At 71.1% G+C, this 20,289-nt stretch carries 16 protein-coding genes; 7 read left to right on the forward strand and 9 right to left on the reverse strand.

Features of this window, described 5'->3' with window-relative positions:
* Nucleotides 1-201: 201 nt before the first annotated feature.
* Entirely contained in the window at nt 202-1,239 is a 1,038-nt protein-coding gene (mgrA, locus tag ACIP8Z_RS23990; protein ID WP_402086627.1) for an L-glyceraldehyde 3-phosphate reductase, read from the reverse strand.
* Nucleotides 1,240-1,367: 128 nt separating this feature from the next.
* Here mgrA and ACIP8Z_RS23995 point away from each other — a divergent pair, with 128 nt between their 5' ends.
* The 5 genes from ACIP8Z_RS23995 (at nt 1,368) to ACIP8Z_RS24015 (ending at nt 7,178) form a co-directional block, all read left to right on the forward strand.
* The gene (locus ACIP8Z_RS23995) at nt 1,368-2,129 is read left to right on the forward strand and encodes an isoprenyl transferase (RefSeq protein WP_030320536.1); all 762 of its coding nucleotides are present in this window, start codon (nt 1,368-1,370) and stop codon (nt 2,127-2,129) included.
* A gap of 319 nt (nt 2,130-2,448) precedes the next feature.
* Nucleotides 2,449-3,774 (forward strand): PhoH family protein, encoded by a 1,326-nt coding sequence (locus ACIP8Z_RS24000; RefSeq protein ID WP_402086630.1) that lies wholly within the window; start codon nt 2,449-2,451, stop codon nt 3,772-3,774.
* 375 nt (nt 3,775-4,149) lie between these two features.
* Complete coding sequence (locus tag ACIP8Z_RS24005) at nt 4,150-4,860, forward strand: transglycosylase SLT domain-containing protein (RefSeq protein WP_402086632.1); 711 nt, start codon at nt 4,150-4,152, stop codon at nt 4,858-4,860.
* A gap of 138 nt (nt 4,861-4,998) precedes the next feature.
* Entirely contained in the window at nt 4,999-6,507 is a 1,509-nt protein-coding gene (locus ACIP8Z_RS24010; protein WP_402086635.1) for an AI-2E family transporter, read from the forward strand.
* Nucleotides 6,504-7,178, forward strand: a complete 675-nt coding sequence (locus ACIP8Z_RS24015) for a hypothetical protein (RefSeq protein WP_402086638.1) — start codon at nt 6,504-6,506, stop codon at nt 7,176-7,178. Before ACIP8Z_RS24010 ends, ACIP8Z_RS24015 begins: the two co-directional genes overlap by 4 nt.
* Before the next feature lie 86 nt (nt 7,179-7,264).
* Here the strand turns inward: ACIP8Z_RS24015 and ACIP8Z_RS24020 are convergent, their stop codons facing one another.
* On the reverse strand, nt 7,265-7,804 hold the full coding sequence (locus ACIP8Z_RS24020; protein WP_402086641.1) for an alkyl hydroperoxide reductase: 540 nt from the start codon (nt 7,802-7,804) through the stop codon (nt 7,265-7,267).
* A 6-nt stretch (nt 7,805-7,810) separates the two neighbouring features.
* Nucleotides 7,811-8,365 carry a peroxiredoxin gene (locus ACIP8Z_RS24025; RefSeq protein ID WP_073809243.1) on the reverse strand — a complete coding sequence of 185 codons (555 nt, stop codon included), beginning with the start codon at nt 8,363-8,365 and terminating at the stop codon, nt 7,811-7,813.
* 132 nt (nt 8,366-8,497) lie between these two features.
* On the opposite strand from ACIP8Z_RS24025, the gene ACIP8Z_RS24030 reads away from it, so the two are divergent.
* Nucleotides 8,498-9,451, forward strand: coding sequence for a hydrogen peroxide-inducible genes activator (locus tag ACIP8Z_RS24030; RefSeq protein WP_402086643.1), 954 nt, complete (start codon nt 8,498-8,500; stop codon nt 9,449-9,451).
* Between the two features lie 199 nt (nt 9,452-9,650).
* Here ACIP8Z_RS24030 and ACIP8Z_RS24035 read toward each other — a convergent pair whose 3' ends face one another.
* From ACIP8Z_RS24035 to ACIP8Z_RS24045, 3 genes are read right to left on the reverse strand one after another with little or no spacing between them, the layout of a single operon-like run.
* A complete protein-coding gene (locus ACIP8Z_RS24035) occupies nt 9,651-12,023 on the reverse strand; it encodes an FtsX-like permease family protein (RefSeq protein WP_402086646.1) in 2,373 nt (790 codons plus the stop codon).
* A complete protein-coding gene (locus ACIP8Z_RS24040; RefSeq protein WP_402086648.1) occupies nt 12,020-12,703 on the reverse strand; it encodes an ABC transporter ATP-binding protein in 684 nt (227 codons plus the stop codon). The genes ACIP8Z_RS24035 and ACIP8Z_RS24040 overlap by 4 nt, the downstream gene beginning before the upstream one ends.
* Nucleotides 12,700-13,224 carry a PadR family transcriptional regulator gene (locus ACIP8Z_RS24045; RefSeq protein ID WP_017239865.1) on the reverse strand — a complete coding sequence of 175 codons (525 nt, stop codon included), beginning with the start codon at nt 13,222-13,224 and terminating at the stop codon, nt 12,700-12,702. The genes ACIP8Z_RS24040 and ACIP8Z_RS24045 overlap by 4 nt, the downstream gene beginning before the upstream one ends.
* A 280-nt stretch (nt 13,225-13,504) precedes the next feature.
* On the opposite strand from ACIP8Z_RS24045, the gene ACIP8Z_RS24050 reads away from it, so the two are divergent.
* Nucleotides 13,505-15,724: a transglycosylase domain-containing protein gene (locus tag ACIP8Z_RS24050; RefSeq protein WP_402086651.1), complete on the forward strand. Its 2,220-nt coding sequence runs from the start codon at nt 13,505-13,507 to the stop codon at nt 15,722-15,724.
* Between the two features lie 63 nt (nt 15,725-15,787).
* Here ACIP8Z_RS24050 and ACIP8Z_RS24055 read toward each other — a convergent pair whose 3' ends face one another.
* The 3 genes from ACIP8Z_RS24055 to ACIP8Z_RS24065 form a co-directional block, all read right to left on the reverse strand.
* Nucleotides 15,788-17,752 (reverse strand): SpoIIE family protein phosphatase, encoded by a 1,965-nt coding sequence (locus tag ACIP8Z_RS24055; protein WP_402086654.1) that lies wholly within the window; start codon nt 17,750-17,752, stop codon nt 15,788-15,790.
* A gap of 311 nt (nt 17,753-18,063) precedes the next feature.
* Nucleotides 18,064-18,729 (reverse strand): DUF402 domain-containing protein, encoded by a 666-nt coding sequence (locus tag ACIP8Z_RS24060; protein WP_402086657.1) that lies wholly within the window; start codon nt 18,727-18,729, stop codon nt 18,064-18,066.
* A 106-nt stretch (nt 18,730-18,835) separates the two neighbouring features.
* A complete protein-coding gene (locus ACIP8Z_RS24065; RefSeq protein WP_402086660.1) occupies nt 18,836-20,245 on the reverse strand; it encodes a class II fumarate hydratase in 1,410 nt (469 codons plus the stop codon).
* Nucleotides 20,246-20,289: the final 44 nt, after the last annotated feature.

Below are 20,289 nucleotides of genomic sequence, written 5' to 3' on the forward strand. Positions count from 1 at the left end.
TCCCGACTGGGATCCGGCGAATTCACCGAGGTTCGTTCGGCGTACGTGGCGCGCGACACGACTAACGAAGGGTTATGGTGGAAACCCCCCCTCGGGCCGGTCCGTATCCCCCCCACGGACCGGCCCGTTTTTCTTTTCCCGGATCCCGTCGGAGCCTGCCCCGGATCCCCTCAGGGCACGCCCCCGGTCACTCCGGACGCGTCAGCCCCGGCCGGCCCAGATGTTCGTGCCCTGGGTGTCCACGGCGAACGAGTCGATCTCCACCAGCTCGTCGGCGGTCAGCGGCGGGGCCGCGAGAGCCGCCACGTTCTCCTCCAGCTGGGCGACGCTGGACGCGCCGATCAGCGCCGAGGTCATCCGCTCGTCGCGGAGCACCCACGACAGCGCCAGCTGGGCCAGCGACTGCCCGCGCCGGCCCGCGATGTCCGCGAGGCCGCGCAGCCGCCGCAGCACCTCGTCGGAGAGCAGGTTCGGGTCGAGGGACTTGCCCTGCGTGGCCCGCGAGCCCTCCGGGATGCCCTTCAGGTACTTGTTGGTGAGCAGTCCCTGCGCCAGCGGCACGAAGGCGATGCAGCCCATGCCGGCCGCCTCCAGCGTGTCGAGGAGACCGTCCTCCTCGGTCCAGCGGTTGATCATCGAGTACGACGGCTGGTGGATGAGCGGACGGACACCCATCTCGCGCAGGATCCGCGCGGCCTCGGCGGTCTGCTCGCTGTTGTACGAGGAGACACCCACGTACAGCGCCTTGCCCTGCTGGACGGCGGAGGCCAGGGCCCCCATCGTCTCCTCCAGCGGGGTGTGCGGGTCGAAGCGGTGCGAGTAGAAGATGTCGACGTAGTCGAGGCCCATCCGGTTCAGGGAGGCGTCGAGCGAGGACAGCAGGTACTTGCGGGAGCCCCACTCGCCGTACGGACCGGGGTGCATCTCGTACCCGGCCTTGGTGGAGATGATCAGCTCGTCGCGGTAGGGCGCGAAGTCCTGGGCGAAGAGCTTGCCGAAGTTCAGCTCGGCGGAGCCGGGCGGCGGCCCGTAGTTGTTCGCCAGGTCGAAGTGGGTGACGCCGAGGTCGAAGGCGCGGCGCAGGATCGCGCGCTGGGTGTCGAGCGCGCGGTCGTCGCCGAAGTTGTGCCAGAGGCCGAGGGAGATCGCGGGGAGCTTGAGGCCACTGCGGCCCGAGCGGCGGTACTCCATGGAGTCATAGCGGTCCGCGGCGGCGCGGTACAGGGGGGAATCAGTCACGTATCTCTGCTTATCACGGACTTGTGACAGTCCCGGGCTGGGAGCCCGTCGCCCGTCCGCAGTAGTGTGGCGGCTTGCGGACCGCCGCGGCATGGCGGGCCTGCCGCTGCATGGAGAGGTAAAGAACAGTGAACCTGCGCGACCTGGTGTACGGGCTCTACGCACGCCGGGTGGAAGGCCGCCTCGACCATGCCCAGGTGCCCAAGCACATCGGGGTCATCCTCGACGGGAACCGCCGCTGGGCCAAGGCCTCCGGCGGGACGCCCGAGCAGGGCCACAAGGCGGGTGCGGACAAGATCCAGGAGCTGCTCGGCTGGTGCGCCGAGACCGACGTCGAGGTCGTCACGCTCTGGATGCTCTCCACGGACAACCTGAACCGGCCCGAGGAGCAGCTCGTCCCGCTGCTCGGCATCATCGAGAACGCCGTGCGGGCGCTCGCCGCCGACGGCCGCTGGCGCGTCAACCACGTCGGCACGATGGACCTGCTGCCCGCCCGTACGCAGTCGGTGCTCAAGGAGGCCGAGCAGGCCACCCACGACAACACGGGGATACTCGTGAACGTGGCCGTGGGCTACGGCGGCCGGCAGGAGATCGCGGACGCGGTCCGCTCGCTGCTCCTGGAGCACGCGGAGCGCGGCACGAGCTTCGAGGAGCTCGCCGAGATCGTCGACGTCGAGCACATCTCGGAGCACCTCTACACGCGCGGTCAGCCCGACCCGGACCTGGTGATCCGCACCAGCGGCGAGCAGCGGCTGTCCGGATTCATGCTGTGGCAGAGCGCCCATTCCGAGTACTACTTCTGTGAAGTGCACTGGCCGGCCTTCCGCAAGGTCGACTTCCTGCGGGCGCTGCGCGACTACGCCGCCCGGCACCGGCGCTACGGAACCTGATTCCCGGCGTCCCCCGGGGTCCCCGGATCACCCCGGGGACCCGATCGGAACCGATCACCTCGTGTTCACGAACACGTCGTCATATGCCATGGCATGGCAGAGCCTGTTCGAGGGCATATCCCTGGTGAAGTGAGCGGCACGGAGACCGCCACCCGGGAGGCCCCTTGCACCACGACGACCGTGCGGGACACGTACGGGAGAAGCGGAGGGCCGTGGTTCGGCCCGTGCACGGCGGCCCGAACCCGGTCCCATTCCGCAGCGACACCGGTTCCGTCGCACCCCGACCTCACAGGGGTCTTCCGAGGGGGTCTGTCCTTCCGTGGTGACCAGCACGAAGCGCCGCCTTTCCGACCGGCGCACCTATGTTCTCGACACCAGCGTCCTGCTGGCCGACCCGAACGCCATGTCGCGCTTCGAGGAGCACGAGGTCGTGCTCCCGATCGTCGTGGTGACGGAGCTCGAGGCCAAGCGGCACCATCCCGAACTCGGGTACTTCGCCCGGCAGGCCCTGCGCCTCCTGGACGACTTCCGGGTCCGGTACGGGCGCCTGGACGCCCCGCTCCCCATCGGGGACCTGGGCGGCACCCTGCGTGTCGAACTCAACCATTCCGACCCCGGCGTACTGCCCGCCGGCTACAGGTTGGGGGACAACGACTCACGGATCCTCGCGGTCGCGCGCAACCTCCAGGCGGAGGGGTACGACGTCACGGTCGTCTCCAAGGACCTGCCGCTGCGCATCAAGGCCTCGTCGGTCGGGCTCCTCGCCGAGGAGTACCGCGCCGAACTGGCCATCACGGACGCCAACGGCTGGACCGGGATGTCCGAGCTGGCGCTCTCCGGCGAGCAGGTGGACCTGCTCTACGACCAGGAGTCGCTGTACGTGCCGGAGGCCGCCGAGCTTCCGGTCCACACGGGCCTGGTGCTCCAGTCCGAGCGGGGCAAGGCGCTCGGCCGGATCACCGCCGAGGGGAACGTACGGCTGGTCCGCGGCGACCGGGAGGCCTTCGGGCTCCGCGGCCGCAGCGCCGAGCAGCGGATCGCGCTGGACCTGCTCCTCGACCCGGACGTCGGCATCATCTCCATGGGTGGCCGGGCCGGCACCGGCAAGTCCGCGCTCGCGCTCTGCGCGGGCCTGGAGGCGGTCCTGGAGCGCCGTCAGCACCAGAAGGTGATGGTCTTCCGTCCGCTGTACGCGGTCGGCGGCCAGGAGCTCGGCTACCTGCCGGGCAGCGAGGCGGAGAAGATGAGCCCGTGGGCTCAGGCCGTCTTCGACACGCTGTCCTCGGTCGCGAGCCGCGAGGTGGTGGAGGAGGTCCTCGGCCGCGGGATGCTGGAGGTCCTGCCGCTCACCCACATCCGGGGCCGTTCGCTCCACGACGCGTTCGTCATCGTGGACGAGGCCCAGTCCCTGGAGCGGAACGTCCTGTTGACCGTTCTGTCCCGAATCGGGGCGAATTCGAGGGTCGTTCTGACCCATGACGTCGCCCAGCGGGACAACCTCAGGGTCGGCCGGTACGACGGAGTCGTCGCCGTGGTCGAGAAACTGAAGGGGCATCCGCTCTTCGCCCATGTCACCCTCACCCGCTCCGAGCGCTCCCAGATCGCGGCGCTCGTGACGGAGATGCTGGAGGACGGTCAGATCTGACCCGATTCGTACGCGTCCGTACGTGTACGGAAGTTGGCGCCGCCCGGCAGAGCGCAGGAGCTTAGCCGGGCGGCGCCCCCATGTCCGCCTTATCTTCGAAAACACCTGCCCCGCCCAGGTGTGAGCTTTCACACGCAACGCAGAATTGCCTTGCGGTGTCGCCGTCCGGCAGAGTCTTGCTTCCGTCAGGCCCCGCATACGGCACCCGTGCACCTTCAGGCGCACAAGCACCACATAACTCCACAGCCGTTCGCCGTATGCCGCCCACAGCACCACGGGCCCGTGTCTTCTGTGACCGTGTACGTCGGAGACCAGCGCCAGGGGCACGATTTCGCCCGCGTGGTCACCTGTGCGGGCGTGCTGGAAGGAAACCGTGTGAGCCGGATCTCGGTCCGGGGATTCGCGGTGGCTTCGGCCACTGCGGTCACCACCGTCGGCGCCGTCATGGGCGTTGCGTCGGGTAACGCCGCTCAGTCCTCGGACGACAACTTCGAGGCCACCGCGGCCGACACCACGCTGCTCGCGGACATCCCCGTGGGCGAACAGGCCCAGGTACAGGTCTCGTCCCTCTCGGAGCAGGCCGACGTCCAGGCCGCCGCTGCCGACTCCATCGCCAAGAAGTCCGCGGAGGAGACGGCTCGTCTCCGTGCCGCCAAGGACGCCGAGGCGAAGAAGGAGGCGGCCGACAAGGCCGCCGCCGAGGAGAAGGCCGAGAAGGAGCGCAAGGAGGCGGAGGAGCGCGCCAGTCGTTCCGCGGTCCGCGACGCCTCGTCCTTCGCCGCGCAGGGCTCGTACTCCGTCTCCGAGGTCAAGGCGATCGCCCGCCAGATGGTCCCGGCCTCGCAGTTCCAGTGCTTCAGCAACATCGTGGACCACGAGTCCACCTGGAACTACAAGGCCGTCAACCAGGGTTCGGGCGCCTACGGTCTCGTCCAGGCGCTCCCGGGCAGCAAGATGGCCAGCGCGGGCGCCGACTGGCAGACCAACCCGGCCACCCAGATCAAGTGGGGCCTCAACTACATGAACGACCGTTACGGCAGCCCGTGTGGCGCCTGGTCGTTCTGGCTGTCCCACCGCTGGTACTAGTACGGCGTGCTCAACCTCGGGGAGCCCCTCACCGTCCTACGGTGAGGGGCTTCTTGCGTGTAGTTTCGAAGGTCCACGACTTCCGGGGGTAGCAGTGGGGAAACGGTGGGAAAGAGCGAGCGGGGGATGAGGAAAGCGATGTCGAGAGTGCCAGGGTGGCTGGGACGGCTGGGCGAGAGCCTGAGCCGCATGGGTGAGCGCCTCGACGAGCGCAGGGCCGAGGCGGAGCGCGGAGAACCGCTCGACCCGTCGTTCGAGGACCCGCGGGAGCGGCGCCCGGCCGACGCGGCCCCCGCCGCCGGGGACACGAACGGAACCGGAAGCGGAGCCGGTACCGGAGTCGCGGCCGGGGCCGGCGCGGTCGCCGTGCCCGCCCGCCCCGACGTGGACCCGGACACCGCCGCACCCCTCCCGGAGTCGGCCGCGGGCCCGGCGGGCGAGCCCGGCCTCTCCGTGCCCGCGCCCCCCACGTACGCGCCGGCCGTCGCCGCCCGGCCCGATCCCGCCGCCGCGATCCCGTGGGGCATGCGGGTGGCCGCCGAGGCGAGTTGGCGCCTGCTCGTCTTCGCCGGCACCGTCTGGGTGCTGATGAAGGTGATCAGCTCCGTCCAGCTGGTCGTCCTCGCGTTCGTCGCCGCGCTCCTCATCACCGCCCTGCTCCAGCCCACCGTGACCATGCTCCGCAGGAAGGGCCTGCCGCGGGGGCTCGCCACCGCCGTCACCGCCGTCTCCGGCTTCGTCGTGATGGGTCTGGTCGGCTGGTTCGTGGTCTGGCAGGTGATGGACAACATCGACAACCTGACCGACCGCGTCAAGGACGGCATCGAGGAGCTCAAGCGCTGGGCCCTGGACAGCCCGTTCCATGTGACCGAGCGCCAGATCAACGACATCGCGAAGAACCTCAGCGACACCATCGGCGCCAACGCCGAGCAGATCACCTCCGTCGGACTGCAGGGCGTCGCCGTCTTCGTCGAGACGATGACCGGCATCCTGCTCGCCATGTTCTCGACGCTCTTCCTGCTGTACGACGGGAAGAAGGTCTGGGAGTGGACGCTCAAGCTGGTGCCCGCGCAGGCCCGGCCCGGCGTCGCGGGCGCGGGCCCGCGCGCCTGGCGCACCCTCACCGCCTATGTGCGGGGCACGGTGCTCGTCGCCCTCATCGACGCGGTCTTCATCGGCCTCGGACTCTGGTTCCTCGACGTGCCGATGGCCGTACCGCTCGCCGTCTTCATCTTCCTCTTCGCCTTCATCCCGCTGGTCGGCGCGGTCGTCTCGGGCGCCCTCGCGGTCGTCGTCGCCCTCGTCACCAACGGGCCGTTCACCGCGCTCATGGTGCTGGTCGTCGTCCTCGCCGTGCAGCAGATCGAGGGCCATGTGCTCCAGCCCTTCATCCTCGGACGCGCGGTGCGGGTCCACCCGCTGGCCGTCGTCCTCGCGGTCGCGGCCGGCGGCCTGACCGCCGGCATCGGCGGCGCCGTGGTCGCGGTCCCCCTGGTCGCCGTCGTCAACACGGTGGTCGGATACCTTCGCGCGTACAGCAGGGAGCAGGCGCTGCGCAGCGCGCAGGAACCTCGCGGGGCGACCGCCTACGAGATCGCGCCGACCCCGGCCCCCGGCACGCCCGCCGCCAAGGGGGAGACCAAGTGATATCGGAACCGGAGCTCGACGGGGACACGTCGTACCTGATCACCGAGGTGCTGACGGAGGAGCAGGCCCCGCGCCCGCCCCGGCCCCGCCGCCCCTGGCTGTGGGCGCTCGGCGGCGCGGTGGTGGCGTCGGCGGTGTGGGGCGGGGCGCTCTACGCGTACGGGCAGCGGACCGAACCGGGCCCGAACCTCGGCGGCTACCGGCAGGTCGGGGAGTTCTGCGAGAAGGCCCAGCTCAAGGCGCTCTCCGGCATCCTGGGAAAGCGGGGCGTGGACGGCTCGGGGCCCGAGATGGACGACCCGGCCGTGTACGAGGCGTCGTGCTCGCTGACGTTCGGGCTGCCGGAGTCCGGATACAGCGTCAGTGTCGGCTACACCCTCCACAAGGTGATCGACCCGGGGCCCGAGTTCGCCGCGCGGGCGAAGTACTACGGCCTTGCCATGCCCGTCGAGGGCGTCGGTGAGGCGGCCTTCTTCGACGGCAGGGGCGGCGAGGGCGGAGAGCTGAGGGTCCTCGACGGACAGGTCGAGATCACCATGAGCATCTACGAGCAGTACAGCACCGACGCCGACGGGAACCCGACCGAGAGGAAGGACCCGATCGACCTCTCCGGGATCGAGGTCCCGATGTCCCAGGACGCGCTCGCCCTCATGGCCGCGCTCAAGAAGTGACCCCGCGCGGGGAGTGACCACCCTCCGGACGCGACGAAAGGGCCCCGGGGCGCGACGCCCCGGGGCCCTTCTCGTACCGTGACGCCTTACTCGGCGGAGGCGAGGACCGCTTCCGCGTCGAGGGTGACGCCGACCGCCTGGATCACCGCGGCGATCTTGACGGCCTCCTGGATCGTGGCGCGGTCGACACCGGCCTGGCGCAGGACCTGCTCGTGCGAGTCGAGGCACTGGCCGCAGCCGTTGATCGCGGACACCGCCAGCGACCACAGCTCGAAGTCGACCTTCTCGACGCCCGGGTTGCCGATGACGTTCATCCGCAGACCGGCGCGCATCGTCCCGTACTCGGGGTCCGACAGCAGGTGCCGGGTCCGGTAGAAGACGTTGTTCATCGCCATGATCGCGGCGGCGGACTTGGCCGCCTGGTACGCCTCGGGCTTCAGGTTGGCCTGGGCCTCGGGCTCCAGCTCCTTGAGGACCTTCGGCGAGCGCGAGGCGATCGCGCAGGCGAGGACGGTGCCCCAGAGCTGCTGCTGGGGCAGCTCGCTGTTGCCGATGACCGAACCGAGGTTCAGCTTCAGGTCCTTGGCGAAGTCCGGTATGGCGGACTTCAGTTGGTCGAGAGCCATGTCAGATCACTCGCCCGACAGGAGCGCGGCGGCGTCGAGGGTGCCCTCGCCCTTGTTCCAGTTGCAGGGGCACAGCTCGTCGGTCTGCAGGGCGTCGAGGACCCGCAGGACCTCCTTGGGGTTACGGCCGACGGAGCCGGCGGTCACCATGGTGAACTGGATCTCGTTGTTCGGGTCCACGATGAAGACGGCACGCTGCGCGAAGCCGTCCTCGCCGCGCACGCCGCAGTCGCTCATGAGCTCGTGCTTGGAGTCGGCGAGCATCGGGAAGGGCAGGTCACGCAGGTCGGCGTGGTCCTTGCGCCAGGCGTGGTGCACGAACTCGGAGTCGCCGGAGACGCCGAGGATCTGGGCGTCGCGGTCCGCGAACTCGTCGTTCAGCTTGCCGAACGCGGCGATCTCGGTGGGGCAGACGAAGGTGAAGTCCTTCGGCCAGAAGAACACCACGCGCCACTTGCCCTCGTAGGCCTTGTGGTCGATCTGCTCGAACTCCTTGCCGCTCTCCAGCGACACGCAGGCGGTCAGGTCGTAGGCGGGGAACTTGTCACCGACAGTGAGCACGCGCTCTCCTTGCAAACAGGAAGGGTCCCTTTTGAGGTCTTCCGTGGGGGTTGGACGGCTCACAGCATGGCACGGAGTGCATTGATCAGTGAAATAGCTAGAGTGGGTCGTGTTGATCGAAGGTGGTTATCAGTGATCCCGGCACGACGTGTGAAACAGCCCAGTCTGTCCCAGCTCAGAGCCTTCGCGGCGGTGGCCGAACATCTCCACTTCCGCGATGCGGCGGCCGCCATCGGCATGAGCCAGCCCGCGCTCTCGGGCGCGGTTTCGGCTCTCGAAGAGGCACTCGGTGTCCAGCTCCTTGAGCGTACGACGAGAAAGGTGCTGCTCTCGCCCGCGGGGGAGCGGCTCGCGGTCCGTGCCCGGGCGGTCCTCGACGCGGTGGCGGAGCTGATGGAGGAGGCGGAGGCGGCCCAGGCGCCGTTCACCGGGGTGCTGCGGCTCGGGGTGATCCCGACGGTCGCCCCGTACCTGCTGCCCACGGTGCTGCGGCTCGTCCACCGGCGCTACCCGGACCTCGACCTCCAGGTCCACGAGGAGCAGACCTCCTCCCTCCTGGAGGGGCTCGCCGCCGGGCGGCTCGACCTGCTGCTGCTCGCCGTGCCGCTCGGGGTGCCCGGGGTCACCGAACTGCCCCTCTTCGACGAGGACTTCGTCCTGGTCACCCCGCAGGGGCATCCGCTGGCCGGCCGGGACGACATTCCGCGCGAGGCCCTCAAGGAGCTGCGGCTGCTCCTCCTCGACGAGGGGCACTGCCTGCGCGACCAGGCCCTCGACATCTGCCGCGAGGCCGGGCGCACGGACGGCGCCGAGGTCACCACCACCGCGGCGGGGCTCTCCACCCTGGTGCAGCTGGTGGCCGGCGGTCTCGGGGTGACCCTGCTGCCGCGCACCGCCGTCACGGTCGAGACCGCCCGGAACAACGCCCTGTGGACCGGGCTCTTCACCGAACCGGCGCCCGCCCGGCGGATCGCCCTCGCGATGCGGACGGGCGCGGCCCGGCACGCCGAGTTCGAGGAACTGGCGGCGGAGCTGCGGGGCGCGATGCGGGGCCTTCCGGTACGGGTGCTCGACGGGGGACCCTGAGACCCGCCCGGTACGGCCGGTGGGCGCCGGTTCCCGACATCCGCCGGCACGGTTGAGGGGTGCCCGGCGCCTCGGGCCTCCCGGTACGGGACAGGGCGTCCGCTCCCGGGATTCGCCGGTACGGGTGAGGGGCGCCGGCTCCTGACACCCCCCGGTGTCAGGAGCCGCCGCCCCTCTCCTCGTACATGCGCCCGGAGGGTTACTCCGTGCGCAGCCCGTCCGCCCGCATCAGGCGCCAGAGGACCGGCATGCTCAGCAGCGTCACGGCCACGATCAGGCCGAGACCGATCCCGACGACGGGCAGGAAGACCCACCAGTCCTGGACCTGTTGCCCGCCCATCTTCAGCAGGACGACCCCCAGGCCGGTCCCGCCCGCGACGGCGAGGACCAGACCGAGGACGATCGGCACCGCCGTCTGCCACAGCACCGACAAGCTCAGGGTGGAGCGCCGGGTGCCGAAGGCGACCAGCGAGGAGAGCAGCCGCTTGCGGTCCCTGAGCTGCTCCAGGGTCGCGACCAGGAGCGAGGCCGCCACCAGCAGCATCGTCAGCGTGGAGCCGACGAGGATGCCGGTGCGGACGCTGCTGAACGCGGCGTCCCGCTCCGTGTCCGCGAGCGTGCGGACCCAGGACGTCGGGGAGATGGCCTCCGCCGTGTTCCGTACGAGGTCGGCGGCGTCCGGCACGGCCGGGTCGAGCCGGACCATGGCCTGCGCGTCGGGGTCGTCGAGCCGGGCGGTGTCGATCGCCTTCGGGGTGGCGAGGACGCCGTACTCGTACATGCCCGTCGGGTCCGGGCGGGAGTCCACGACCCGGGCGGTGGCGGGGATGCGCCACTGCGGCAGCGGGCCGCCCTCGGCGCGCTTCGGCTCGCTCGGGTGCGGATGCGGGTCGCGCAGGGCGACCATGGCGCCGGGCCGCGCCGCCCTGGTGACGAAGGAGTCGTCCGGGTTGCCCTGCGCGCCGTGCGCGAGGAAGACGAACACGTCGCCGTCCGTGCAGGAGGGCAGGGTGGCGAACTCCGCGAGGGAGGCGCAGTCGCCGACCCTGAGCGAGGTCATCGGGGCGAACTCCTCGCCCCCCTTCAGGGGGCCGGGACGCCACACATGCGACTCCACGACGCCGGTGACGCCGGTGACGCCCTTGGTCCGCTCGAAGCGGTCGATCATGGCGCGGGCCTCGGCGCCGGTGCCGGCGTCGACGCCGACGGCGATCTGGGCGCGGGACACGTCCTGGCCGGTGACCTCGGTGAAGTCGTGCTCCATCGCCTGGAAGAGCATCTGGAGCGCGATCGCGCCCGTCGCCGCGACGACGATGCCGCTGACCGCGCGGGCCGCCGTGCCACTGCTCAGCTGGAGCCGGCGGACGGCGAGCTGCCAGGCCACCGGGCCCGCGTGCAGACGCTTCACCCCGGCCTCGACGAGCCACGGCAGCAGCGTGGTCAGACCGATCAGGGCGAGGGTGGTGCCGGTCGCCACGCCCACGGTGTCGATGCTCGTCTCGGTCACCCGGACCTCGCCCATGAGCGGGACGAGCAGCGCCACCCCGGCCGCGAGGAGCAGCAGGCGCCACCACAGCCGCCGGCGCCGGGGGGTGGAGACCCGGACGACCCCGAGCGGCTCGATCACCACACCGCGCAACGCGAAGAGGGTGACCACGACGGAGGAGACCGGGACGGTGACGAGGGCGAGCACGGCGAGCGCGGGCATCGGCACGACGTCGGACGGGAAGGCGTTGACGTCCCAGATGGTGAACGCCCCGGCGAACTGCCGGGCCACCGCGAAGAGTCCGAGGCCCACCAGGAGTCCGAGCAGCGCGCCCGCGAGGGACTCGCCGGCCGCGATCCGCCGGGTCATGGCGGTGTCGGCGCCGACGAGGCGGAGCGCCGCGAGACGCCGGTCGCGCTGTTCGCCGCCGAAACGGACGGCGGTGGCGATGAAGACGAGCACGGGCAGGAGCAGGACGACGCAGGCGACGACGACGAGGAGGATCAGGAACGCGTTCATCGGTTCCTCGGGCACCGACCAGCCGTAGCGCACGCCGCGCCCGTCGAAGTTGTCGGTGGTGAGGAAGCCGACGTGGGCGACGTACCGCAGGTCGGCGGGGCCGATGAGTCCGTCCCGCCCGATCGTCCCGGCGACCTTGTAGGGGAGGCGCTCCTTGAGGAGGGCGCCGTCGGGGGAGTCGAGCAGGTCCCGGAGCGCGGGGGAGACCAGCATCTCGCCGCGCTGGGGGAACGCCGCCGCGCCCGGCGGGAGCGCCGGGCTGTCGCCCTCCGGCGTGAGAAGCAGGCCGCTGATGACGTCGTCCCGGTAGACGGTGGTCCTGCCGAGATGGAGGAAGGAGTCGTCCCGGGGCGCGTTGACCAGCTCGCTGGCGTCGACGGCGCGGACGGACTCGCGTACCTCCCGCTCGAAGAGCATGTTCGGCAGGGAGGAGGCGAGCAGCAGCAGGGCCACGCCGAAGCCGACCCCGGTCGCGGTCAGCAGGGTGCGGAGGAGGCCCGAGCGGCCTCCGGTGACCGCGAACCGGGCGCCGAGCGCCAGGTCGCGGGTCCAGGTGCGGAGCGTCATGCCACCCACTCCGCGTCGCGTACGGCTCCGTCGCGTACGACGATCTCGCGGTCCGAGTAGGCGGCGACGCGGGCCTCGTGGGTGACGAGGACGACGGCGGCGCCGGTGTCCCGTGAGGCGTCGGTGAGCAGCCGCATGACCCGCTCGCCGTTGAGGGAGTCGAGCGCGCCGGTCGGCTCGTCGGCGAAGATCACCCGCGGGGCGGTGACGAGCGCGCGGGCGACGGCGACGCGCTGGCCCTGGCCGCCGGATATCTCGCCGGGACGCTTGTGCGCGGTGTCGTCGACCTCCAGGCGGGCCATCCACTCGGCGGCCCGGGCCTCGGCGGCCTTCCGCTTCTCGCCGTTGAGGCGGAGCGGGAGGGCCACGTTCTCGACGCAGGTCAGCTCGGGGACGAGCTGGCCGAACTGGAAGACGAATCCGAAGTCGGTACGGCGCAGGGCGCTGAGCACGGTGTCGGACAGCGCGGTGAGCTCGCGTCCGTCGTAGGTGATCGTGCCCGCGTCGGGGCGCACGATGCCGGCCAGGCAGTGCAGCAGGGTCGACTTGCCGGAGCCGGAGGGTCCCATGATGGCGACGACCTCGCCGGCCCGGAGGGCGAAGGAGGCGCCGGCGAGCGCCGCGGTCGGGCCGTAGGCCTTGTCGAGGCCGGTGGCGGTCAGGAGCGGGGTCGAGCTCATCGGCGGATCTCCTCGGCGAGCCGGTCGAGACGGGCGGCGGTCAGTTCCAGCCAGCGCAGGTCCGCTTCCAGGTGGAAGAGGGCGTGGTCGCAGATGAGCTGGTCTGCGAGGTCGCCGTCCTTCTTGCGGCGGGTGAGCTCACGCATCAGGCGCAGGTGCTCGGCGCGCTGGGTGTCGAGGAGCTCGGCGGCGCCGCGGCCGGTGAGCAGGGCCAGGACGACCTTGGTGTAGAGCGTGGACTGGAGGTACGGCTCGGGCTTCTCGGGGGTGGTGAGCCACTGGGCGACATCGGTGATGCCCGCCTCGGTGATGGCGTACCGCTTCCGCTCCGGGCCGCCGCCCGCCTCGATGCCGTCGACGACGACGAGGCCGTTCTTCAGGAGCCGGGACATGGTCGAGTAGACCTGGCCGTAGTGCAGCGGCCGGTCGTGGCCGAACTTCTCGTCGAAGGCGCGCTTGAGGTCGTAACCGTGGCGCGGGCCGGACTCCAGGAGTCCCAGGAGGGTGTGACCGATGGACATGCCGGTCACTGTACACGGGGTGTATACCTGCGATGTATAGCGCCCCGGCGCGGGCCGGGGGAGGGTCGGTCACAAAGCGGAAGCACTCCCTCACGCAACCATCGGCCCCGCCCGGGCGTCGGTTCCTCTGGGCATGGGTGCTGATTCTCACGTCCGGAAAAGGCGTGATCGGTTGTCCTTTGTCTGCATCGTCGGTGTTAGCTGACTAGCTGAGCCGATCCGGCGCGGGGACACGGGCCGAGGCACGCCGGGACACACGACGAGCGGAGCGACAGGACACATGGGCCGACCGGACAAGAGCAAGGTGAGGAAACGCGGCCTGCGCCGCTTCTTCTCCTGGAAGAAGCTCCTGGGCACCTTCTTCGTGGTCTGCCTGCTCGCCATGGGCGCCCTGTACGTCGTCTACCTCCTGGTCCCGGTGCCGACGGCCAACGCCGAGGCGACGATGCAGAGCAACATCTACAAGTACGCCGACGGCAAGGTCCTCGCCCGTACCGGCCGGATCAACCGCGAGATCGTCGGCCTCGACAGGATCCCGCTGCAGGTCCAGAAGGCGTTCGTCGCCGCCGAGAACAAGACCTTCTACAAGGACAACGGCGTCGACATCAAGGGCACCACCCGCGCCGCCTGGTCCACCATCACCGGCAAGGGCAAGCAGGGTGGTTCCACCATCACCCAGCAGTACGTCAAGAACTACTACCTGAGCCAGGACCAGACCGCGACGCGCAAGCTCAAGGAAATGGTCATCGCCATCAAGGTCGACCAGCAGTCGACCAAGAGCGAGATCCTCGCCGGGTACATGAACACCAGCTACTACGGCCGCAGCGCCTACGGCATACAGGCCGCCGCCCGCTCGTACTACGGCGTCGACGCCACCCAGCTCACCACCGCCCAGGGCGCCTACCTCGCCTCGCTGCTCCAGGCGCCCAACCAGTACGACTGGACCTCCGCGAGCACCACCGGCCGCAAGCTCGTCGAGGACCGGTGGAACTACGTCCTCGACAACATGGTCGGCGAGGGCTGGCTCCCCCAGGCCGAGCGTGCCGCCATGAAGTTTCCCGTCCCGCAGAAGCCCAAGCCCCTTCCCGGCATGGAGGGCCAGACCGGCTACATCGTCGAGGCCGCCAACCAGGAGCTGATGCGCCAGGGCGTCAGCGAGGAGGACATCAAGGCCGGCGGCTGGACGATCACCCTCTCCATCGACGAGAAGCGGCAGAAGGACCTCGTCAAGGCCGTCGACCGGCAGCTGGAGGCCAAGCTCGACCGCAAGGGCGACAAGAAGGACGCCACCGTCCAGGCGGGCGCCACCTCCGTCGACCCGAAGACCGGCGAGGTCGTCGCGCTGTACGGCGGCGTCGGCGCCACCGAGCACTGGACGTCCAACGCGACCCGCCGCGACTACCAGCCCGCCTCCACCTTCAAGCCGATCGTCCTCGCCTCCGCGCTCGAGAACCGCTCGGTCACCCAGGACGGGCGGGAGATCGGCCTCGGCACGATCTACGACGGCACCAGCAAGCGCAAGGTCGTCGGCAGCGACATCCCCTTCGCGCCGGAGAACGAGGACGACGACGACTACGGCCCCGTCACCGTCCAGAAGGCCACCAACAGCTCCATCAACTCCGTCTACGCGCAGATGATCGTGGACGTCGGCACCACCAGGACCAAGCAGACCGCCCTCGCCCTCGGCATGAAGGACGGCGCCGACTTCGGCGAGACCCCCGCCATGTCCCTCGGCACCATGGGCGCCTCCACCATGGACATGGCCGGCGTCTACGCCACGCTCGACAACCACGGCAAGAAGGTCACCCCGACCCTCGTGAAGGCCGCCGTGCACAAGGACCGCACGCTCTCCCCCGCCAAGGGGATCGGCGGGCAGGTCATCAGCCGCGAGGCCGCCGACACCGTCACCCAGGCCATGAGGGGCGTCGTGCAGAACGGTTCCGGCACCCGCGCCGCCGGAAACTACGAGGCCGCCGGCAAGACCGGCACCTCCGAGAACAACCGTTCCGCCTGGTTCGTGGGCTACACCCCCGAACTCGTCACCGCCGTCGGCCTCTTCGGCGAGGACGCCAAGGGCAACCAGGTGACCCTCACCGACACGATCAACCGGGGCCGCGCCAACGGTGGCCGTACGCCCGCCCAGATCTGGGGCGACTACACCACCCGCGCCCTCGACGGCGGCTCCGACGCCTCCTTCGACCTGGAGACCGACGGCCCGGTCGGCACCGACCCGGACCCGACGCCCACCGGCAGCACCGAGCCGACGGAGGAGCCGACGACCGAGGAGCCGACCGAGGAGCCGACCACGCGGTCCCCCGGCCCGACGCCCCCGCCGACCTCCACGGCCACCACGCCGCCGGAGCCGACGCGCGACCCCGCCACCACGCCGCCGGAGCCCACGAGCGCGCCGCCGGTCACCGATGAGCCGTCACCGCCGCCGTCGATCGAGCCGCCGGACCCGGACCCCAGCCAGGGCGGCAACGAGCGCACGCCGCGATAGCGACACGAAGGGCCGGACCCCCGCGGGGTCCGGCCCTTCTCGTCGGGTCCACGACTGACGTGGCTACGACTGACTCGGCGTCGCCAGCTCGAACCAGACCACCTTGCCGCCCGAGAGCCGGGTCGCCCCCCACCGCCGGGCCAGCCGGTTCACCAGGAACAGGCCGCGCCCGCCCTCGTCGGTGTCCCGCGCCCGCCGCTGCCGGGGCAGCTGCGGCGAGTCGTCGCCGACCTCGCAGCGCAGCACGTCCGTCCGCAGCAGCCGCAGCGTCACCGGCCGCTCCGCGTACCGCACGGCGTTGGTCACGACCTCGCTGATCAGCAGCTCGACCGAGTCCGTCAGCTCCTCCAGGTCCCAGCGGGCGAGCGCCCGCCGGGCGAGCCGCCGAGCCCGGCCCGGAGCCGCGTCCTCCGGCTCCAGGAACCAGTACGCCACGTCGCTCGGCGCGATGCCGTCGAACCGCGCCGCGAGCAGCGCGATGTCGTCGTCCCGGTCACCGGGACCCAGCATGTCCAGCACGTCGTCGCAGAGCGCCTCCAGGGGCGGCGAATGGTCCGGCCCGGTCAGCTGCGCCGTCGCCGCGAGGCGCTCCCGCAGCTGCTCGATGCCGGTCCACACGTCCCGCAGCCGGGACTCGACCAGACCGTCCGTGTAGAGCAGCAGCGTGGCCCCGGCCGGGGCGTCCAGCTCGACCGCCTCGAAGTCCACGCCGCCGACGCCGATCGGCGCGCCCGGGGGCACCCGCAGCACCTCGGCGCGGCCGCCCAGGTGGAGGAGTATCGGCGGCGGATGACCGGCGTTGGCCACGGTGATCCGGTGCGAGACCGGGTCGTACACCGCGTACATGCAGGTCGCCATCCGGTTCTCGCCGAGCCGCTGCGCCTGCTCGTCCAGATGGTGCAGGACCTCCTGCGGCGGCAGGTCGAGCCCGGCCAGGGTCTGCGCGGTCGTGCGCAGCTGGCCCATGATCGCCGCCGAGGTCATCGAGTGGCCCATGACATCGCCGACGACCAGCGCGACCCGGCTGCCGGGCAGCGGGATCGCGTCGTACCAGTCGCCGCCCACCCGGGCCGTCTCGGCCGCCGGCAGATAGCGCGAGGCCAGCTTGACGCCGGTCGGCTGCGGCAGCGAGTCCGGCAGCATCGTCCGCTGCAGCTCGTCCGCGATGTACGCCTCACGGCCGTACAGCACGGCCTTGTCGATGCCGAGCGCCGTGTGCGTGGCCAGCTGCGCGGCGACGAGCAGGTCGTTCGGCTCGAAGCCGGCCCGCTCGGGCCTGCGCAGGAACACGGCGGCGCCGATCACCCGGCGCCGGCCGCGCAGCGGCGCGAGGACGGCCCGCAGCCCGCCGGGCAGCGGATGCTCGGGGCCGAGGAGCTCGGTCAGCGCGGTCTTGGCGGCGGCGGAGTCGCCGAACACCGGCCGCACCCCGCGCAGGACCTCGGCCAGCGCCCCACCGGACCGCACCTCGCAGAGTTCGGCCGCGGGGGTCGGATCCGGATCGGGTACGAGGACGAGCTCCTCGCCCTCCAGATCGCTTAACCGCAGCCGGTCCGTGCGGCGCAGCCGCAACACGAACGGCGCGACCGGCCGCTCGTCGCCCACCGGCAGCGGGTCGCGGAGGTAGACCAGGATCTCGTCGGAGAAGGTCGGCACGGTCGCCCGGCACAGACCGAGCACGATCTCGTCCAGGTCGATGCCGCGGGCGATGCGCCGCGTCGCCGCCCCGACGAACCGCAGCTTCTCGCCCTCGCGCCGCGCGACGGTGTCCCCGCCGCGGCCGCCGCCCTGGAGCTGCGCCGACACGGCGACGGCCATGGTTCCGGGGCCGCCGGGGGCCGTGGGCGGCGGGGGAGTGGGCGCGTCCGCGGCCGGGGTCGCGGCGGCCGTCGGGCCCGTCGGCCCGCCCGGCTGTGCGGGCACCTCGGAGGGCAGGCCGGCCGCTGCCTCCTGGCGAGGGCGCGCGCGTTCCTGCGACCGGGCAGCCAGGGGCTGCCGGCCTTCGTGGGAGGTGGGATGCTCCGTCACGCGTGGGATTCCGTCCGTCCGGGCCGGTGGTGCGATGCACTCGCTCTTCTCGCCGATGCCGCGCCTTCGGCGGGGCTAAACCCCTTGTGTGCGGTGGATGTGAAGGCTCCGCGAGCGGTGGCACCAGCGGGGGTCGGAACACCCGGGCAGACGTCCGGCACTGCTCTCCCCCTCGTGGATGACTTCTGGTCAGGTCCTGCGCTGCGTTCGGTCGTTGACGTGCTGCTCGGTCGGTCTGACGTGCCGTTCGGTCCGCCTCTGCCGTGCGGAGGACGATCCTACGTTTGAACCCCGGGGGCGCATCAAGGGTCTCACGGTGCCGTGTGCGCCGGAGTGCGGTCCCAGTCGGCCGGCAGCTCCGGAACGCGCCATGCCGGATCGGGCCGCCAGTTCTCCCAGCCGTCCGAGAACGGCGCCCCCCACGCCGTGATGCGGTCCACCGCCAGTTGCCCGGCGCCACGCACGCGCGCGGCCAGTTCCGGACCCATCAGACCGGACCGCTGCGCCTGCGCGAACTCGTCCTCGTCCCGCCACAGCCAGCTGCGGTCGGGATAGACGGAGATGTCGAGGAAGTGGTCCTCGGAGTCGAAGCCGCCGGACCAGCGGACCCGCGGCTCCTCCAGGTTCACGTACCAGCTGCGGAAGCGCCAGCCCCGCTCCCAGAACAGCCACACCGACCACGGTTCGCCGGGCCGTGCCAGCATCAGGACGCCGCTGCCGGACCACCGCGCGCGTTCCGTGGTGCGCGGCGCGGTGTAGCGGGTGGCGAGGGGCTCCTCGTGCACGGGCGTGCCGTCGGCGAGCACCGGGCGGACGCATTCCGTGCCGGGCGCCATCCAGACCGCGAGGAGGTCCGGCGTGTCCTGGACGACCGTCACCGGTCGGCAGATGTGCACGTCTCCGGTGCCGTTGCCGCGGTAGCGCCAGAGGATGTGCTCCCCCGGCGCCCAATGCTGAGAGCCGCCCGATCCTGTCATGCGCAGATCTTAGGGGCGCGCTCCCACGACCGCAGCGGCATGGATCACGGATGAGTCATCCGGGTACTTCTGTCACGGGCGGGTCGTACGAGGGCCGAGGGGTCCCTCACGGGCGGGTCATCCGCAGCACGTCCAGCGCCTCGTCCAGCTGCTCGACCGTCAGGTCGCCGCGCTCCACGTACCCGGACTCCAGCACCACCTCCCGGATGGTCTTCCGCTCGGCCAGCGACTTCTTCGCGACCTTGGCGGCCTCCTCGTAGCCGATGTACTTGTTCAGCGGGGTGACCACGGACGGCGAGGACTCGGCGTACTCGCGGGCCCGCTCGACGTTGGCGGTGATGCCGTCGACCGTGCGGTCGGCGAGCAGCCTGGACGCGTTGGCGAGGAGCCGTACGGACTCCAGGAGGTTCTTGGCCATCACCGGCAGCATCACGTTGAGCTCGAAGTTCCCGGCCGCGCCCGCCACCGCCACCGTGGTGTCGTTTCCGGTCACCTGTGCGGCGACCATGAGGACCGCCTCGGGGATCACCGGGTTCACCTTGCCCGGCATGATCGACGAGCCGGGCTGGAGGTCGGGGAGGTTGATCTCGGCGAGGCCCGTGCGGGGTCCGCTGGCCATCCAGCGCAGATCGTTGGCGATCTTGGTGAGGGAGACCGCGATCGTGCGGAGCTGCCCGGACGTCTCCACCAGGGCGTCCCGGGCACCCTGTGCCTCGAAGTGGTCGCGGGCCTCGGTCAGCGGCAGGCCGGTCGCGCGGGCGACCTCCGTGATGACGGCCGCGGAGAAGCCGGCCGGGGTGTTGATGCCGGTGCCCACCGCCGTACCGCCGAGGGGGAGTTCGGCGAGCCGGGGGAGGGCGGAGCGCAGCCGCTCGACGCCGTACCTGACCTGCGCCGCGTAGCCGCCGAACTCCTGGCCGAGGGTGACCGGGGTGGCGTCCATGAGGTGGGTGCGGCCGGACTTCACCACCGACGCGAATTCGGCCGATTTTCGCTCAAGTGAAGCGGCCAGATGATCGAGGGCGGGGATCAGGTCGCGGATGACGGCGCCGGTGGCCGCGATGTGGATCGAGGACGGGAAGACGTCGTTGGACGACTGCGAGGCGTTCACATGGTCGTTGGGGTGGACCTCGCGGCCCTCGGGGAGCCGCTCGGTGGCGAGGGTGGCGATCACCTCGTTGGTGTTCATGTTGGACGAGGTGCCGGATCCGGTCTGGAAGACGTCCACCGGGAAGTGCTCGTCCCAGCGCCCCTCGGCGACCTCCGCCGCCGCCGAGGCGATGGCCTCGGCGCGGTCCCGGTCGATCACGCCGAGCTCGGCGTTGACCTGGGCGGCGGCGGCCTTGATCCGGGCGAGGGCCTCGATGTGGGCGCGCTCCAGGCGCTGCCCGGAGACCGGGAAGTTCTCCACGGCCCGCTGGGTCTGGGCCCGCCACTTGGCGTGTGAGGGGACCCGCACCTCACCCATGGAGTCGTGCTCGATCCGGTAACCGTCGGCCTGGTCTGTGTCGTTCATGTTCCTCAACCTCCTGCAAAAGATGAGCACTTGTCTTGTTCGAT

Origin of the sequence: Streptomyces sp. NPDC088553, assembly GCF_044752965.1 — a bacterium.
In the GTDB taxonomy this organism is placed as follows: Bacteria; Actinomycetota; Actinomycetes; order Streptomycetales; family Streptomycetaceae; genus Streptomyces.

Excerpts from the sequence above, each read along its gene's own strand:
- ACIP8Z_RS24065 (WP_402086660.1), bottom strand. The coding sequence starts at position 20,245 with ATGAACGACACAGACCAGGCCGACGGTTACCGGATCGAGCACGACTCC.
- ACIP8Z_RS24040 (WP_402086648.1), bottom strand. The coding sequence starts at position 12,703 with ATGAGCTCGACCCCGCTCCTGACCGCCACCGGCCTCGACAAGGCCTAC.
- ACIP8Z_RS24020 (WP_402086641.1), bottom strand. The coding sequence starts at position 7,804 with ATGGCTCTCGACCAACTGAAGTCCGCCATACCGGACTTCGCCAAGGAC.
- ACIP8Z_RS24010 (WP_402086635.1), top strand. The coding sequence starts at position 4,999 with ATGTCGAGAGTGCCAGGGTGGCTGGGACGGCTGGGCGAGAGCCTGAGC.
- ACIP8Z_RS24060 (WP_402086657.1), bottom strand. The coding sequence starts at position 18,729 with ATGACAGGATCGGGCGGCTCTCAGCATTGGGCGCCGGGGGAGCACATC.
- ACIP8Z_RS24050 (WP_402086651.1), top strand. The coding sequence starts at position 13,505 with ATGGGCCGACCGGACAAGAGCAAGGTGAGGAAACGCGGCCTGCGCCGC.
- ACIP8Z_RS24045 (WP_017239865.1), bottom strand. The coding sequence starts at position 13,224 with ATGTCCATCGGTCACACCCTCCTGGGACTCCTGGAGTCCGGCCCGCGC.
- ACIP8Z_RS24035 (WP_402086646.1), bottom strand. The coding sequence starts at position 12,023 with ATGACGCTCCGCACCTGGACCCGCGACCTGGCGCTCGGCGCCCGGTTC.